Origin of the sequence: Haemophilus sp. SZY H36 (assembly GCF_018829625.1) — a bacterium.
Classification (GTDB): domain Bacteria; phylum Pseudomonadota; class Gammaproteobacteria; order Enterobacterales; family Pasteurellaceae; genus Haemophilus; species Haemophilus haemolyticus_K.
This window is the reverse complement of the sequence record NZ_JAHKKA010000001.1, coordinates 468,070-485,968: the sequence shown is the minus strand read 5'-3', so window position 1 is coordinate 485,968 and position 17,899 is coordinate 468,070. Positions and strand designations below refer to the sequence as shown.

Sequence of the window (17,899 nt, the reverse complement as noted above, 5' to 3'; positions counted from 1 at the left end):
GTTTTAGGAAATGTTTAAGGAATGGCTATGTTTAAAAGCACTGCAAAGCTCTCAGTATTTGCGTTGTCATTATCAATGATGACATCTGGATGCGCTTTAGCAGATTTTGTAAGAAATGGACAATCGGCGCAACTTCATGGCGTTGATGTTTCGTATTTATCTCCAGAAGAAAAACAAAAGCTTGAAGAGGAAATTAAATTAGATCAAGTTCGCTTATCACAGGAAAAGCAAGCAATTTTAGAAATGTCTCTCACCCATGAAATAGGTGAGCATGCTTTACAGTTTAAGCCTTTGTTAGCTCGTTTATATGCAGAACGTAAATATACGCCACTATGGAAAGATAATGCTGCGGCTCACCAATTATTACAGGATTATGCCGCCATGGTAGCTAGCGGTATTTCTAAACGTTCAGCAAAATCCTTAGAATCCTTTGAATTGATCGAACAACAAGGTGGATTAACTTATGATGTTTTATTGAGCGATATATTGCTAGATTATTTGTATTATACTCAAAATGTAGGCGCGCAAGCTCAACGTTGGTTGTATTCATCTAGTGCTTATCAAGTTCAACAACCTGCAGATGAGCATATTCAACGTTGGTTAAGTGCGGTAGAAAATGGTCAACTTTTAGGTTTTGTAAAAAGTTTATCGGGCGATAATCACTTATATCATCAAACTGTTAAAGCGTTATCATCAATGGTATCTGCATCAGGCTTATCAGAGGTTGGGCAGAAACTTGCAATTAATGCACAGCGTTTGCGAGTAATTCCTGATTTTCATAATGGCATCTTTGTAAATATTCCAAGTTATAAATTGCAGTATTATCGCGATGGTAATTTAACTTTGGAATCCCGTGTTATTGTTGGTAAGGATGAGCGTCGCACACCGGTGATGTATAGTAAATTAAGTAGTGTTGTTGTTAATCCACCTTGGAATGCTCCCACTCGCTTAATCAATGAAGATTTATTGCCAAAAATGAAAGCAGATCCTAGTTATATTGCCGCTCATAATTATTCCATTTTGGATAGTGCTGGAAATGTGATTGATCCTTACTCGATAAATTGGGCATCTATTGGTAATAAATTCCCTTATCGAGTTCGACAAGCTGCAGGTGATAGTGCACTGGGTAATTATAAATTTAATATGCCAAGCTCAGATGCCATTTATTTACATGACACGCCAAATCATGGGCTATTTAGCCGTAAAGATCGCGCATTAAGTTCTGGTTGTGTGCGTGTTGAAAAATCTGATCAACTTGCTAGTATTTTATTGAAAGAAGCGGGGTGGTCTGATGAACGTAAAAAGAATGTTTTAGAAAGTAAAAAAACGGTTTCTGCCCCAATTCGTTCAGAAAACCCAGTATTTATATACTATGTGACATCTTGGGTTGAGAATGGAAAAATTCAGACATTGCCAGATATTTATAAATATGATGGATTGATGAATTTCAGTGGAATTAACTGGAATGTCGTCAAAAAATATCTCTAATAGTCCATCAAAAAATAGAAAGGAGAGAGGATGCACAAAGTTGATAAACAGAAACGTAAGTGGCTGTCGCTCGGTGGCATTGTTTTAGGTGCATCAGTTGTACCAAATTCTGTATTAGCAATGGTTTCAACACCTAAGCCTCGTATTTTGACTTTCCGTAACATTAATACGGGAGAGCAATTAAGCGGTGAGTTTTCGGCTCAAAAAGGTTTCGCAAGTGCCACATTAAAAAAATTAGACCATTTTATGCGCGATAAACGAACAAACCAAGTTTGTAAAATGGATCCAAATTTGTTCCACAAGTTTTATGACATTCAAAGTAATTTAGGGTTACGTAATGCTGAAATTGAAGTAATTTGTGGGTATCGTTCTGCTGCAACTAATGCAATGCGTCATCGTCAAAGTAGCGGAGTAGCAAGTAATAGTTATCATATTAAAGGTAAGGCCATTGATTTTCGTATTGCAGGTGTGCCTTTGGCTAAAGTAAAAGCTACTGCAGAAAATCTGAGTAATGGTGGGGTAGGATATTATCCGACAAGTAATTTTATTCATGTGGATACAGGCCCTGTTAGAACCTGGAAAGGGGTATAAAATAAATTTAAAATTGACCGCACTTTTGTGCGGTTTTTCATTGGAAAATACTATGCTATTTGACAGTCATCTTCATTTGGATCAACTCTCTGATGAGAATATTCAGAAAACACTTGGTGAGCCAAAGATTACAGGTATGCTTGCGGTAAGTACGAATCTAAAAAGTGCTAAAAAACTATTGAATTTAAAACAGGCTTATCCCGAGAAACTTTATATTGCAGCTGGTTTTCATCCTGAACAGCCTTTGCTCAATTTAGAAGAGCGAGAAGAATTATTTCAATGGATTGATGAACATCATTCATCGATTTCTGCGATTGGCGAGGTGGGGTTGCCACATTATTCTAAACGTGAAAATTCAAATTTGGATTACGTACCTTACATTGAATTACTGGAACGATTTATTCTGATAGCGAAAAAATGGGATTTGCCGTTAAATTTACATATTGTGCATAATGATGTGGATATTGCCCTCGAATTATTACAGAAACATAATATCCAACGAGTTCATTTTCATTGGTTTAAGACAGATGAAAAATCTTTTCAGAAATTTTTATCTACACCATATTTTGCGAGTCTAACACCTGATATTTTATGGAATTATAAAACGCAATATGTTGCTCAACATTTGTCGTTAAACCGTTTGATGATTGAAACGGATAGTCCCTGGCCATACGAAGGATTTGAAAGTGCGGTAATTTCTGAGCAATTATTCGCAGTCGTGAAGAAAGTAGCTGAGTTAAAATCCTTACCATTGCATTATGTTCAAGAGCAAATGCTTTTGAATACTCAACAATTTTATCGATTATAAGGAGCAAACATGAATATCGAAATTATCCCAGTCACCGCATTTCAACAAAACTGTTCTTTGATTTGGGATGAAGACAAAAATGCAGCAATCATTGACCCAGGTGGCGAAGCCGAACGCCTAATTCAGCGTATTGAAGAACTGGATTTAAATCTTAAAGTGATTTTACTTACCCATGGTCATTTAGATCATGTTGGCGCAGCGATGCAATTAAAACAACATTTTGGTGTTGAAATTTGGGGTTCTCATGAAGAAGATAAATTTTTATTTGAGAGTTTGCCAGAACAAGCCCAACGTTTTGGTTTACCAAATATTAAGGCCTTTTTACCTGATCGTTGGTTTAATCAAGAAGGAGAAATCTTAAAATTAGATGGCTTTAATTTCGAGATTTTACATTTACCAGGGCATACACCTGGACATATTGGTTTTATTGAACATGAGAAAAAAGTGGCATTTACAGGAGATGTATTATTTCAAGGCGGAATTGGTCGCACCGATTTTCCTCGTGGCGATTATGAAACATTGATTTCTTCAATTAAAACAAAACTATTACCGTTGAATGATGATCTTATTATTATTGCTGGGCATGGGCCTTATACAACCATTGGCCGAGAAAAACAGACAAACCCATTTTTAAATCGTTAAAAGTGCGGTGAATTTTTTATGGTATTTTGAACTAATTGCCAGAGAGGAAGTCTTAAGCATGCCTTTGGCAAATTTTATAATAGGAGTTTATATGAAATCTTTAAAATCTCTTTTAAGTGTTACCGCACTTACCCTTGCTATTTCAGGTTCTGCATTAGCAAATGAAAATCCATTGGCTACATTAAAAGATGTGGCTAAAGATAATGTTAAAACAACCGTTTCAGAAAATGTGAAATCAGTAAAAGATTCTGCGTCAGCTGCGAAACGAAATGTTTTAGAAAAAGTTTCTTCAACAAAAGAAAAAGCAACTGAAGGCGTTTCTTCTGTGAAAGAAAAAATGGCTGCTGCGAAAGAAAAAGTTGATTCAGTAAAAGAGAAAGTAAAATCATTAAAAGATTCTTCATCAGAAGATAGTCACAAAGCTTTAAAACACAAAGCAGCGGAGAAAGTGAAAGAAACGAAAGAAAAAGCCGCAGAAAAAATGAATAGTGCAAAAGATAAAGTTAAGTCTGTTGCCGATTCAGCTAAGATCGATATTAACAAAGCGGATGCTAAAACATTACAACAGCTTTCTGGTATCGGTGAGAAAAAAGCGCAAGCAATCATCGACTATCGTAATAAGGTTGGCAAAATTAAAGATATGGCAGAATTGTCAAAAATTGATGGTTTAGGTTCAACAACCATTGAAAAAATAGCACCATTCTTAAGTTTTTAAGTAGATATTACTAGACTAAATTATAAAAGGCGGATTTTCCGCCTTTTTCGTTATATGAGTATTTTATAGAAATCTACTAGACTAAATATTTGAATTGGCTAATAAATCTATAACAATTTCGATTTTGGGGATTATTTCTAATGAAATCCTATGTATAATGAAAAAAAGAAGTGAGACATCACTGATAATTAAGAGGTAATTATGCAACAAAACAAGGCATTTGATGATTGGTTAGCTAGCACAGCATTAGGCGGTGCAAATCAATCTTATATAGAAGAACTTTATGAAAGCTATTTGAGTGATCCGCAGTCGGTGGAGGAAAGCTGGCGAGCCACTTTTGATTCTTTACCAAAAATGACCGCACTTGAACAGCCTCATACACCAGTGCGAGATTATTTTCGTCGTTTGGCGCGAGAAAATCATAATGAAGCGGTGACAGTGATAGATCCTGCTGCTGGTGCAAAATTGGTGAAAGTTCTACAATTTATCAATGCCTATCGTTTTCGTGGCCATTTAGAGGCGAATCTCGATCCCCTCAATTATTATCGTTGGAAAGTCTCTTCCGTCCCTGAATTAGATTATCGTCATCACGGTTTTACTGAACAAGATCTCAACGAAACCTTCAATATTAATCATTACGTTTACAAACGCGATACCATTAAGCTTGGTGAGTTAGCTCAAATGTTGAAAGAGACATATTGTGGCTCAATTGGTTTGGAGTTTATGCATGTGCAAGATATGGCACAGAAAACTTGGCTTCAGAGCAAGATGGAAAGTGTGTTAGAGAAACCGCTTTTTACATCAGAGGAACGTGTCAATTTTCTTCGTGAACTGACAGCTGCAGACGGTTTAGAACGTTATCTAGGTGCAAAATTCCCGGGGGCGAAACGCTTTTCCTTAGAAGGAAGTGATGCGTTTATTCCATTGATGAAAGAAATTATCCGTCATGCCAGTCGCCAAGGGGTAAATGATGTGGTAATGGGAATGGCACACCGTGGGCGTTTGAATATGCTCGTGAATGTATTAGGTAAAAAGCCTGAGGATTTATTTGATGAATTTGCGGGTAAACATTCGAGTGAACGTACGGGAGATGTGAAATATCATCAAGGTTTTTCTTCTGATTTCGCAGTGGATGATAAGCGAGTTCACTTAACTTTGGCATTTAATCCATCTCATTTGGAAATTGTAAGTCCAGTTGTGGTGGGCTCTGTGCGTTCAAGGCAGACTCGCATTAATGATACAACGCGTAGTCAAGTTTTAGCGATTACAGTACATGGTGATTCCGCTGTAGCTGGGCAGGGTGTTGTTCAAGAAACATTGAATATGTCAAATGCCCGTGGTTACAGTGTGGGCGGTACCATTCGTATCGTGATTAATAACCAAATTGGTTTTACGACATCTAATCCGAATGACACGCGTTCTACAGAGTATTGCACCGATATTGCGAAAATGATTCAAGCGCCGATTATTCATGTTAATGGTGATGATCCTGAAGCGGTGGCTTTTGCTGCGCGTATGGCGGTGGAATACCGTAATTTATTCAAACGAGATATTTTTATTGATTTGATTTCTTATCGCCGTCATGGTCATAACGAAGCTGATGAACCATTAGCTACTCAGCCAATGATGTATAGCATCATCAAAAAACATCCTACACCGCGTAAAGTTTATGCAGATCGCTTAGTTTCAGAAGGCGTGATGACTGAAGAACAAGTCACCGAGATGGCGAATGATTATCGTGATGCGCTAGATAATGGTGATCGAGTTGTATCAGAATGGCGAGAAATGGATACGGCAAAAATGGATTGGTTGCAATATCTCAACTATGATTGGACTGCGCCGTATGAAAGCAAATTTTCACAGGAACGTTTTTTAACGCTTGCTAAACGTGTGTGTGAATATCCAGAAAGTTTACGTGCGCATCCTCGTGTAGAAAAAATCTATAATGATCGTAAAGCAATGTATCAAGGCGAGAAGTTGCTCGACTGGGGTATGGCTGAAACCATGGCTTATGCAACCTTACTTGATGAAGGTGTTAATGTTCGTTTATCAGGTGAAGATGCAGGGCGCGGAACCTTTTTCCATCGTCATGCCGTTGTGCATAATCAAAATGATGGTACGGGATATGTGCCATTGACACATTTGCATGCTAACCAAGGTCGTTTTGAAGTATGGGATTCTGTACTTTCAGAAGAGTCCGTACTTGCTTTTGAATATGGCTATGCAACAACAGATCCAAAAACTTTAACCATTTGGGAAGCGCAATTTGGCGATTTTGCTAATGGTGCACAAATTGTTATCGACCAATTTATTAGCTCTGGCGAACAAAAATGGGGCAGAATGTGTGGTTTAGTTATGTTATTGCCTCATGGCTATGAGGGACAAGGTCCAGAACATTCTTCCGCCCGCCTTGAACGTTATTTGCAACTTTGTGCTGAACAAAATATGCAGGTCTGTGTGCCATCAACGCCAGCACAGGTGTACCATATGTTGCGCCGTCAATCTTTACGTAAAATGCGCCGTCCATTGATTGCCATTTCTCCAAAATCTTTGTTACGTCATCCATTGGCTGTATCCAGTTTAGATGAGTTGATTAATGGAGCTTTCCAAACGGTAATTGGAGAAATTGACGAGCTTGATCCTAAAGACGTAAAACGTGTGGTAATGTGTTCAGGTAAAGTTTATTACGATTTACTTGAACAACGTCGTGCGAATAATCAGAAAGATGTAGCGATTATCCGCATTGAGCAGCTTTATCCATTCCCGCATGAGGATGTGAAGAAAGCACTTGCGCCTTATGCACACGTGACTGATTTCGTATGGTGTCAAGAAGAACCACTTAACCAAGGGGCTTGGTATTGCAGTAAACATAATTTTGAATCAGCAATTCCAGAATCCGTTAAACTCAAATATGCAGGGCGTCCAGCTTCAGCTTCGCCTGCTGTGGGTTATATGTCGCTTCACACTAAACAGCAAAAACAGTTAGTGGAAGATGCGTTAACCCTATAAAGTGCGGTTAAAAATTAAGATATTTTTATAAATTTACAGGTGTACTTGTTGCATCCTGGATAAAAAGTAAAAGAGTAATTCAGTGCAATAAGTTGCACTTTAAGAGATAAGGAAAATAAAATGACCATTGAAATTCTTGTTCCAGACCTACCTGAATCAGTTGCGGATGCAACCGTTGCTACTTGGCATAAAAAAGTAGGCGATACTGTGAAACGTGATGAAGTTATTGTAGAAATTGAAACGGATAAAGTCGTGCTAGAAGTACCCGCACTTTCTGATGGCGTACTGGCAGAAGTTGTTCAAGCTGAGGGCGAAACTGTGGTGAGTAAACAGCTGCTAGGAAAAATTTCTACGGCTCAAGAAGGGGATGTCAGTTCCACGACGTTAAAAGCAACGAATGAACCTACACCATCTGATCGTCAACATGCAGCGATTGAAAATAGTCATAATCATAATGCGGATCAAGGCCCTGCGATTCGCCGTTTATTGGCAGAACATGATTTACAAGCCGATCAAATTCAAGGTTCGGGTGTTGGCGGTCGTTTAACACGTGAAGATATTGAACGTGAAATCGCAAAACGACAAGCACTGCAAGCGAAACAAGAAGTTGCCACTGAGCAAAATACAATTAGTACGGTAGCTTATAGTGCACGTTCTGAAAAACGTGTGCCAATGACCCGTTTGCGTAAACGTATTGCTGAACGTTTACTGGAAGCCAAAAATAGTACAGCAATGCTTACTACTTTCAATGAAGTGGATATGCAGCCGATAATGACTTTGCGCAAAACCTACGGCGAAAAATTTGAAAAACAGCATGGTGTTCGTTTAGGATTTATGTCTTTTTATATCAAAGCGGTTGTGGAAGCATTGAAACGTTATCCTGAAGTTAATGCTTCTATTGATGGGGATGATGTTGTTTACCATAACTATTTTGATATTAGTATCGCGGTTTCCACTCCACGTGGATTAGTCACACCAGTGCTTCGTGATTGCGATAAGCTCAGTATGGCTGATATTGAAAAACAAATTAAAGCATTAGCTGAAAAAGGTCGTGATGGCAAATTGACTGTAGAAGATCTCACAGGAGGCAACTTTACCATTACAAATGGCGGCGTGTTTGGTTCTCTTATGTCCACCCCAATTATCAATCCACCACAAAGTGCGATTTTAGGAATGCATGCAATTAAAGAACGCCCGATTGCGCTTAATGGTCAAGTTGTGATTCGTCCGATGATGTACCTTGCTTTATCTTACGATCATCGCTTAATTGATGGCCGTGAATCTGTTGGTTTCTTGGTAACGATTAAAGAATTATTGGAAGACCCAACAAGATTATTATTGGAAATTTAGTTTTTATAAAAACGTTAAATACAGATATGCGTTATACTTTATTTAAATTCAACTTTGGTTGTATGAAATTTTGGTATGACGCATATTTTTTGCGTTTTTATGATAGAATGCCTATCCAAAAATATTTATTTTCTTAACCGCACTTTGTGAGCAATATTTATGACGACACAACTTGATTTAATAAAATCTTCTATCAAATCAATTCCTAACTATCCAAAAGAAGGCATTATCTTTCGTGATATTACCAGCCTTTTAGAAGTTCCATCAGCTTTTAAAGCAACAATAGATCTTATTGTGGAACAATATCGTGACAAAGGACTTACCAAAGTGCTTGGAACCGAATCTCGTGGTTTTATTTTTGGCGCACCTGTTGCCCTAGCACTTGGTTTACCTTTTGAATTAGTACGTAAACCTAAAAAATTACCGCGCGAAACTATTTCTCAATCTTATCAATTAGAATATGGTCAAGATACTTTGGAAATGCACGTTGATGCAATTTCAGAAGGTGACAATGTTTTAATCATTGATGATTTATTAGCAACAGGCGGCACCGTTGAAGCAACAGTAAAATTAGTGCAACGTTTAGGTGGAGCGGTAAAACACGCTGCATTTGTGATTAATTTACCTGAATTAGGTGGCGAAAAACGCTTAAATAATTTGGGCGTTGATTGCTATACACTCGTCAATTTTGAAGGTCATTAATTAAGGATTCGATGAGCTATCAAGTCTTAGCCAGAAAGTGGCGGCCAAAAACATTTTCTGATGTTGTTGGGCAAGAACACATTATCACGGCATTAGCAAATGGATTAAAAGATAATCGACTACATCACGCTTACCTCTTTTCAGGCACCCGTGGTGTAGGGAAAACCTCTATTGCCAGATTATTTGCAAAAGGATTAAATTGCGTACATGGTATAACGGCTACGCCTTGTGGTGAATGTGAAAATTGTAAAGCGATTGAGCAAGGCAATTTCATTGATTTAATTGAAATTGACGCGGCATCCCGCACAAAAGTTGAAGACACGCGCGAATTATTAGATAACGTGCAATATAAACCAGTTGTGGGCAGATTTAAGGTTTACTTAATCGATGAAGTCCATATGCTATCTCGTCATTCATTTAATGCGTTGCTCAAGACGTTGGAAGAACCACCAGAATATGTAAAATTCTTACTCGCGACAACGGATCCACAAAAATTACCTGTAACTATTCTTTCTCGCTGTTTACAATTTCATCTCAAAGCATTAGATGAAACGCAAATCTCCCAGCATCTTGCCGGTATTTTGACGCAAGAAAATATTCCTTTTGAAGATCCTGCGTTAGTTAAACTTGCAAAAGCGGCGCAAGGAAGTATTCGTGATAGCTTAAGTTTAACCGATCAAGCCATTGCTATGGGTGACCAACAAGTTACTAATAGTGTTGTAAGCAATATGTTAGGATTGCTTGATGATAACTATTCTGTTGACATTTTGTACGCTTTACACCAAGGTAATGGTGAACTATTAATGCGAACACTGCAAAAAGTTGCAGATGCGGCAGGTGATTGGGATAAATTACTTGGTGAATGTGCAGAAAAATTACATCAAATTGCACTCATGCAACTTCTTCCACAAAAATCTTCAGATGACAATGAACATTTTTCATTTTTAGCCAAACATATCTCTCCAGAAGATGTTCAGTTTTTTTATCAAGTGATTGTTTCTGGTAGAAAAGACTTATCAAATGCGCCAAACCGTCGTATTGGCACAGAAATGACATTATTGAGGGCATTGGCATTCCACCCAAAGTTCCTTACGGCAGTACCAAAGGCTAACACTACAATTACTCCACCGCTATCAACTCCAGGTGCGGTTGAAAATACAGGTAATTATGTCGATGTGCCAGTACTGTCGCAAAATATCAAATCAGCTTATTCTCAAGCAAAATCAAATAAAACAGGCATTCCAAATTTGGCAAGTTTTTCAGCTTTAGATGCGCTTGAACATTTAACACAACTGGAAAATCAAGAACGTCAAGAACATAAAGCTGAATCATTAGCTGCAGTAAGTGAGACTTTACATCACATCCAAGAACTAGACGAAGAAAAATCGAATAAAAAAATGACCGCACTTCCTGTGCGCGAAATGTCTGTACCAAAATTAAAAAATGAAAAACTTTCCTCTTTTTCTCCTCAAATAGCTAGTATGGCTAAAGACGTAGCTATTGTTGAAAATTCTATGGAGGATAATGCCGAAATAATGCAGGAAGAACGGGAGATTTTAGATGCAGAGACTTATCGTTGGGAATGGAGTAATCCAGAGCTTGCTAAAGCCGATACAGGCGTTCGCCCTTCTGATATAAAACAGGCGATTTTAAAAGATATTACGCCTGAATTACGTTTAAAAATCATTACCCAAACTCAACAACAAGATGAGTGGGCTGATATAGTGGAACGTTCAGGGGTAACAGGATTTAGCAAAGAATTAGCGTTAAATTGTTTCTTACAAAGTGAAACTGATGATGAAATCAATCTTGGATTACATTCAGAAAAATCCCATCTACGCCAAGAGAGAAGTATCAAGCATTTAACTGAAGCATTAAGTAAACTTCAAGGTAAGGCTATTCATATAAAAATTAATATTGATGACAGTTCTGTCACCACACCGATGGAATATCGCCGTAATATTTATCAAACCTTACGGGAGCAAGCGAGAACCGCACTTCAACAAGACAATAAAATTCTACTTTTACAGAAAGAGTTTGATGCTAAACTAGACGTAGAGAGTATTCGTCCAGTTTAGCTATAGCTTGATCTTTATTTATTCAGAACGCATTATCCACGTACAGTATAGTCTCCCTCACAAACCCATTTATAACTTGTTAATGCTTCTAATCCCATTGGGCCACGAGCGTGAAGTTTTTGGGTACTCACGGCAACTTCTGCGCCTAATCCAAATTGTCCGCCATCAGTAAAGCGTGTGCTTGCATTCACATAAACGGCAGCGGCATCGACTTGATTGATAAATTGACGCGCTAAGTTTTGTGAGGAAGTTAAAATACTTTCAGAATGTTGCGTACCATATTGGCGAATATGCCCAATAGCGGCATGAATATCTTCTACAACAACGACATTCAAATCCAATGATCCCCATTCTTCGCGTAATTCTTTTTCAGTCACTTCGCGGACATTCGCACCTGCTTGTTTCAATATATTAAGTGCGGTGGATTTTGCATGATATTTTACATTTTTGGATGCGAGGTGAGAGACGAGTTTGGGTAAAAATTCTTCAGCAATAGAATGTTGAACTAACAATGTCTCTAATGTGTTACAGGTGCTTGGGCGTTGTGTTTTGGCGTTATCAATAACAAAAATCGCTTTATTTTGATCCGCACTTTCTTCAACGAAAGTATGGCAAACACCCACGCCACCTACAATAACAGGAATAGTCGAATGTTGTTTACACAATTCATGTAAACCCGCGCCACCACGAGGAATAATCATATCCACATAGCGATCTAGTTTTAATAATTGCATAACGAGTTCACGGTTTGGATCGGTAATGGCTTGCACAGCAAATTTTGGTAAGCCTGCTTGCTCTAAAGCATTTTGCACAACTTCGATTAAGATCTTGTTAGAAAACTGCGTTTCTTTACCACCGCGTAAAATTACTGCATTACCCGTTTTAAGGCAAAGACTTGCCACATCAATGGTTACATTTGGGCGAGCCTCATAAATTGTGCCAATGACGCCGAGCGGAGTGCGTACGCGTTCGATTTTAAGTCCGTTATCCAATGTACCGCCGTCTATGATTTTCCCCACAGGATCTGAAAGTGAAATAACGTGGCGTACATCATTAGCAATGCCTTGCAAACGTTCTTGCGTGAGCAGTAGGCGATCAATCAAGGCATCTGATAATCCATTTTGTTTGGCAAGGTCAATATCTTTTGCGTTTTCAGCTAAGATAAGCGGTGATTGTTGTTCGAGTTGTTCTGCAATAATGGATAATGCACGATTTTTTTCAGCAGTGGTGAGTTGAGCCAAGATAAATGCCGCATCTTTGGCTTGTTTACCCATTTGTTCTAACATAGTTATTTCCTTTATTGTATTTATTTCTTTTTATTTGGCAGCTTATCTTGTTCTTCCGATGTGAGTTCTTGGTAATTAAACACTGGCAATCCCCATTCGAAATGAATAGCTAAAAGGCGTAAAGTAAAGCTGCTAATAAGTGTGAGTAACACAGCAAGTGTATGTTCTACTTGAAGTGTGCTTAATGCGTAATAAGTCAGTGTGGCAAATAGCGCAATGCTGGCATAGAGTTCTTTTTGGAACACGAGAGGAATTCGATTGCATAGCATATCGCGTAGAACCCCGCCAAAGGCACCTGTAATACAGCCTGCAATACTTACAATGGTGAGGCTATGTCCCATATCCATCGCAATTTGTGCACCAATAATGGAATACACCACTAAACCCATGGCATCGAGCACCAAGAAAATAGTGCGGAAGTAGCGCATAAAATGGTTGATGAATGGCGCGACATATACGGTAATCACCGCAGCACTTGCCACCATTAAAAAATATTCTGGATGCTTAACCCAGCCGAGAGGGTAATGTCCGAGTAGTACATCACGCACAGAGCCGCCACCAATGGCAGTAACGGATGCGATAATTATCACGCCAAAAATATCCATTTTTTCACGACCAGCCGCAAGTGCACCAGTCATTCCTTCAGCGGTGATACCGATGATATATAAAATACTAAGTAACATTCATGTACCTAAGTGCGGTTATAATTGGTTTCATTCTACTTTAAAATTTAATGAATTTTTAGCATAATGGCGCATTATTTTTTCAGACGTCAAAATTATGTCAGAACAATCTTCTAAATATATCGCGGCATTGCTTGCGGTATTATCGATCTCAATGGTGCTTGGCATCGATCTATTTATTTTTTCTTTGCAACCTGAAAAGCAAACAATGCCTTATTTAGGTGTAGGTGTGTTGGTTGCACAGTTAATTTCTTTGTTGGTGTTTTATCGCGGCGAAATTTGCCCAGGACAACGTGGTCGTTTAATTAAAGTGAATCTGACTTTTGCTATTTATTGGGCGGTGTGGTTGCTGATAAGCCTATTACAGAATAATTACACGCTTACTAATGTGATGAGCGTATGTGGTCTTTCCGTCGTGTATTTTATTTGGAAACAACCAAAAACTGAAAAAATCCGTAACAGTTTTTTATTGATGGCTGCATTAATTGCGGGTTTAGGTTGCTTGAGTTACTTAATGATTTTTACCGTGCTTTCTGCGAGTAATTTTGCGGAATATAACCCGTTTGCACCGATTTTATCTGGCGTGATTTTGGCAAATCTTGCGCTGGTTATTGCACGAAATCGTTTACAAGGTTTTATTGCATTGTTTCCCTTAGCCATGATTATATTGCTCGTCTTGAATGCTTTGGCAATGTTTTTATTTTTACTTTTAAATGGCATGGAAAGTGCGGTTTATTCTGACAGTATTTTCGCTTACATCATTTATTTTGTTTGCCATTTTGTTATTGCAGCTATTCTGATTCTACATAGTTTCCAAAAGTGGAAATTATCTGCCAATAGTTTATTTATCCTATTATTTATTGCGGTTTGCTTGCCGTTATGGATGGTCTTTGTTTAATGGAAAAGCAAAATAATATTGCCTCTTTGATGTTGATGGTAGGCTGTATTTTATTTGGGTTAGGTAGCTTAATTGTTAAGTTTGTGCCTGTCGGTGCTTATGCAATTGCTTTTTGGCGATTATTAATTGCATCAGGCATTTTCTATTTTTTAATGAAACTAAAACGCCAACCTTTTCCCAAAAGTAAAAAAGCCTTATTTTTTGCCGCACTTTCTGGAGTATTTTTAGCGTTTGATCTTGCCTTTTGGCATGAAAGTATTTACGCCGTAGGCCCAGGCATTTCAACTTTATTAAATAGCTTGCAAATTTTTTGTTTAGCTGCCATTGGTTTTGTCTTTTTTGCAGAACGTCAAAGTAAACTACAAATACTTAGCTTATTTTTAGCTGTGCTTGGTGTGGCGTTAATTTCAGTTGAAGAATTACAGCATAATATTGACGGCATTTATGGCATTGTGATTGGTTTAATTTCAGCGGTAATGTTAGCTGGTTCTATGGTGATGGTGAAAAAAGTCCATCAAGAAGAGCCAATAGCATTATTTCCGTTGATGTTAATGATCAGTCTGAGCGGTGCTTTAGCGCTGTTTATCCCGTCTTTAATTTTCAATTCAAACAATCTTTATCCAACAACATGGCAGGATTGGGGATTAGTCTTCATTTACGGTGCAGTAATGCAGTGCATTGCTTGGGGTATGATTGCTTATTCAATCCCTTTGCTTTCGCTAAGTGTTACTGGATTATTGTTATTCACTGAGCCAGTAGCTGCATTGTTGATTGATTATTTTTATTTGGATAAAGCGATTAATCTTTGGCAATGGCTTGGTGCATTGCTCACTTTATTTGCGATTTATTTAGGATCGAAACGTTAGAAATTAATGTTCCCTCACTAACATTGAGGGAACATTAATGAATTGTGAGCTTATTTTCCCACAGATTTTTTAAGATTTCGGCTGGTTAGAAAGTAATATGCCAATACAGAAATCGCGACACATGCCCCCATAGTAAAGAGCATTGGTGCGGCGGTATCCATTTTCATTGACGCAACTAAACTTCCCATAATTGCACCCACTGCAAAACGTACGCTGCCAATCAAAGAATTTGCAGTTCCCGCCATTTGAGGACATCTTTCTAAAGCTGATGCCATTGCATTTGAGGAAATCACAGGGTTTGGACCGACGAAAAAGGCAACGCCAATTGCCATTGGCCAAAATCCGAGATCTAAAAGTGCGGTTAAAATTAGCCACATTCCAGAAAGGAATTGAATTGTGAGGGCTATCCGTAACATTGTTTCTGCGCCCACTTTAGTGACAAATCGGCTATTCAAAAAGGAGGCAAAGATCATTGTAATGATATTCATCATGAAGAAGTAACCGAACTGATCGACGGGAACTCCATAAATGCCGATATAGACAATTGATCCTGCAGTAACAAAAGCAAACAACCCACCAAATCCAAAAGAGGCGGCAAACATGTAGCCGAGCACTTCTTTTTGCTTCCAAAGTAGAAGGAAATTGCGAGCGATAATATTTAGGCGCAGTGGAATGCGATTTTCTTTTTTATGGGTTTCTGGAATGATGAAAAAGACCAATGCTGCGGCTAATAATCCCACAAGTGAAATAACATAAAAAATCGCATGCCAATGGAAAAATTTAACGATGTAACCACCAATAATTGGCGCAACTAAAGGTGCAAGCATAAATACTAATGTGATGGTGGACATCACTTTGGATAGCTGATCTTTACTAAATAAATCACGCAATAATGCGCCGGAAAGCACAACAGGTGCGGCACCAAAGAAACCTTGCACAAAACGAAGTGCGGTGAAATTTCCGACTGAATTTATTTCGGTGAGTACTAAAGCTGTTAGTGCGCCTACAATGACACCGAGTAAAATAATTGGTTTTCGTCCGAAACTATCACCAAAAGGCCCCCAGAAAAGCTGACCAAACGCCATGCCATAAGCAAAAGAGGTGAGCGTGTATTGTACTTGTTCTGGACTCACGCCGAGATCTTTTGCAATTTCTAAAAAAGACGGCAAATACATATCCACGCCAAAAGGCGGTAGCATGGAGAGAATGCCGAGCGTAAGAATAAAGATAAAAGTAGATTTTTGCTGACTCATTTTATTTCACCAAACTTTCGATTTCACTTTGAGTCAATGGGCGGAATTCGCCTTCTTCTAAGGATTCATCTAACACAACATCCCCAATTTTCCAGCGATGTAATCCAACGACTTTATTCCCAAGTGCGGCAAACATACGTTTTACTTGATGATAGCGACCTTCAGAAATGGTCAGATTCACATTGTAATCATCTAAAATTTCTAATTTTGCTGGTTTAGTGGGCTCTTTTTCTCCGCGTAATAAAATGCCTTCTGCACAAGCTGTGGCATAATTTTCTTCTACGGGATCAGCTAATGTCACCAAATAGGTTTTTTCACAATGATGTTTTGGAGAAGTGATGCGATGTGACCATTGTCCATCATCGGTAAGCAATACGAGACCTGTCGTATCCACATCTAAGCGACCCGCGCTATGTAATTTGCCCGCTAAAGGGTAATCAAAAAATTGATAAATAGTTGGATAGTCGCCGTCATCATTAGAACAAACACAGCCTTGTGGCTTATTCAACATAAAATACTGGCCTTCTTCCACCCAAGTTAATAATTCATCTTCAAAATAAATTTCGTCTTCTTGTGAAATTTGAACCGAACCACTTTTGACAATTTCACCATTAATTTTTACCACACTTTGGCGGATCGCTTTTGTTGCCTGAGAACGCGTTAATCCCGTATTTTCAGCAATAAATTTATCTAATCTCATTATGTTTTCTCTTGTTAAAATTCGCTAGGCATTGTACAGGTTTTTGCTTTTAGAACGAAACAAAAAAGGCTGCAATGCAGCCTTTATCAATTAAGCCTGATTAAACCACTTCACATAATCGAATTGATCGTAATATTTTTTCCCATTCCAACCAGAATATTCAAAAATATCTCCTACCTGATTTTGCTTCTCGAAGCCTTTTATATAATAAGCCGATTTAAAAGCTGGGTAGGGCTTGTGAGTAAAAATTACTTTATTTTTGAAAGGAAGTTGATCAAAAAGTTGAATGTCTTTTTCGGTGACTCCGTCTCGATCTGTCATCATAATAAAAAGATTATCGAAATTCATTCGTGACGTGCGAAGTTGCCATTTTTTATTGGCTTCTTGCTCACTGTGATAGTGCATAAAATGAATTTCAAGATCGGCAAGTTTTCCCACTGGATAACTTTTTTCTGTTTGTACGAATGTGAGAGGTTGAGTGAGGTAGAAATCCATATTTTGTAAATAACGCAAAAAATCCTGTGGTGAGAGATAGAGGTTCACAAAAGGGGAATTAAACGGCTGGTGCAAATCATGTAAGATAAAAGCTCCCACGCAATTGGCAGAAATGACAGTCATGCCTTGGTTAGTCAATTTACATTGTAATGAACGATTGATAAAAAATCTTTGACATTTATTTACCGCACTTTTAAGTTTTTGAAATGGATTCATTTTATTATCCTCAATGATTCTCTTGTGAAAATCCTACCTTTTTTGCTGAAAAATGAAAAGTCTAGCTAATGTCTCGCATCAAAAAATTTTGTAATGATTTTGTGAAAATTTGCAGTCTG

At 38.1% G+C, this 17,899-nt stretch carries 16 protein-coding genes; 11 read left to right on the top strand and 5 right to left on the bottom strand.

Annotated features, from left to right (window positions below; translation table 11 throughout):
• The first annotated feature begins 27 nt into the window (after positions 1-27).
• From KP713_RS02155 to dnaX, 9 genes are all read left to right on the top strand, one after another.
• The gene (locus KP713_RS02155; protein WP_502793467.1) at positions 28-1,488 is read left to right on the top strand and encodes a L,D-transpeptidase family protein; all 1,461 of its coding nucleotides are present in this window, start codon (positions 28-30) and stop codon (positions 1,486-1,488) included.
• Between the two features lie 30 nt (positions 1,489-1,518).
• A complete protein-coding gene (gene mepK, locus KP713_RS02150; protein WP_215769721.1) occupies positions 1,519-2,079 on the top strand; it encodes a peptidoglycan L,D-endopeptidase MepK in 561 nt (186 codons plus the stop codon).
• A 52-nt stretch (positions 2,080-2,131) separates the two neighbouring features.
• A complete protein-coding gene (locus KP713_RS02145; RefSeq protein WP_215769720.1) occupies positions 2,132-2,887 on the top strand; it encodes a TatD family hydrolase in 756 nt (251 codons plus the stop codon).
• A gap of 9 nt (positions 2,888-2,896) precedes the next feature.
• A complete protein-coding gene (locus KP713_RS02140) occupies positions 2,897-3,529 on the top strand; it encodes an MBL fold metallo-hydrolase (protein ID WP_215769719.1) in 633 nt (210 codons plus the stop codon).
• 91 nt (positions 3,530-3,620) lie between these two features.
• Positions 3,621-4,244: a ComEA family DNA-binding protein gene (locus KP713_RS02135; RefSeq protein WP_215769718.1), complete on the top strand. Its 624-nt coding sequence runs from the start codon at positions 3,621-3,623 to the stop codon at positions 4,242-4,244.
• Between the two features lie 201 nt (positions 4,245-4,445).
• Positions 4,446-7,253: a 2-oxoglutarate dehydrogenase E1 component gene (gene sucA / locus KP713_RS02130; protein WP_215769717.1), complete on the top strand. Its 2,808-nt coding sequence runs from the start codon at positions 4,446-4,448 to the stop codon at positions 7,251-7,253.
• Between the two features lie 120 nt (positions 7,254-7,373).
• On the top strand, positions 7,374-8,603 hold the full coding sequence (gene odhB / locus KP713_RS02125; RefSeq protein WP_215767838.1) for a 2-oxoglutarate dehydrogenase complex dihydrolipoyllysine-residue succinyltransferase: 1,230 nt from the start codon (positions 7,374-7,376) through the stop codon (positions 8,601-8,603).
• Positions 8,604-8,762: 159 nt separating this feature from the next.
• Complete coding sequence (gene apt / locus KP713_RS02120; protein WP_215769716.1) at positions 8,763-9,305, top strand: adenine phosphoribosyltransferase; 543 nt, start codon at positions 8,763-8,765, stop codon at positions 9,303-9,305.
• Between the two features lie 11 nt (positions 9,306-9,316).
• On the top strand, positions 9,317-11,383 hold the full coding sequence (gene dnaX / locus KP713_RS02115) for a DNA polymerase III subunit gamma/tau (protein ID WP_215769715.1): 2,067 nt from the start codon (positions 9,317-9,319) through the stop codon (positions 11,381-11,383).
• Positions 11,384-11,415: 32 nt separating this feature from the next.
• On the opposite strand, the gene proA is transcribed toward dnaX, so the two are convergent.
• A complete protein-coding gene (gene proA, locus KP713_RS02110; RefSeq protein WP_215769714.1) occupies positions 11,416-12,669 on the bottom strand; it encodes a glutamate-5-semialdehyde dehydrogenase in 1,254 nt (417 codons plus the stop codon).
• A gap of 20 nt (positions 12,670-12,689) precedes the next feature.
• A complete protein-coding gene (locus tag KP713_RS02105) occupies positions 12,690-13,352 on the bottom strand; it encodes a trimeric intracellular cation channel family protein (RefSeq protein ID WP_005634779.1) in 663 nt (220 codons plus the stop codon).
• A 97-nt stretch (positions 13,353-13,449) separates the two neighbouring features.
• On the opposite strand from KP713_RS02105, the gene KP713_RS02100 reads away from it, so the two are divergent.
• Together KP713_RS02100 and KP713_RS02095 are read left to right on the top strand one after the other, a co-directional pair.
• A complete protein-coding gene (locus KP713_RS02100) occupies positions 13,450-14,250 on the top strand; it encodes an HI_1241 family integral membrane domain (protein WP_215769713.1) in 801 nt (266 codons plus the stop codon).
• A complete protein-coding gene (locus KP713_RS02095; RefSeq protein ID WP_215769712.1) occupies positions 14,250-15,116 on the top strand; it encodes a DMT family transporter in 867 nt (288 codons plus the stop codon). Before KP713_RS02100 ends, KP713_RS02095 begins: the two co-directional genes overlap by 1 nt.
• Before the next feature lie 50 nt (positions 15,117-15,166).
• On the opposite strand, the gene KP713_RS02090 is transcribed toward KP713_RS02095, so the two are convergent.
• From KP713_RS02090 to KP713_RS02080, 3 genes are all read right to left on the bottom strand, one after another.
• Positions 15,167-16,369, bottom strand: a complete 1,203-nt coding sequence (locus KP713_RS02090) for a Bcr/CflA family multidrug efflux MFS transporter (protein WP_215769711.1) — start codon at positions 16,367-16,369, stop codon at positions 15,167-15,169.
• A 1-nt stretch (position 16,370) separates the two neighbouring features.
• The gene (rsuA, locus tag KP713_RS02085) at positions 16,371-17,069 is read right to left on the bottom strand and encodes a 16S rRNA pseudouridine(516) synthase RsuA (protein WP_215769710.1); all 699 of its coding nucleotides are present in this window, start codon (positions 17,067-17,069) and stop codon (positions 16,371-16,373) included.
• 90 nt (positions 17,070-17,159) lie between these two features.
• Positions 17,160-17,780 (bottom strand): DUF1919 domain-containing protein, encoded by a 621-nt coding sequence (locus KP713_RS02080; RefSeq protein WP_215769709.1) that lies wholly within the window; start codon positions 17,778-17,780, stop codon positions 17,160-17,162.
• Positions 17,781-17,899 lie beyond the last annotated feature (119 nt).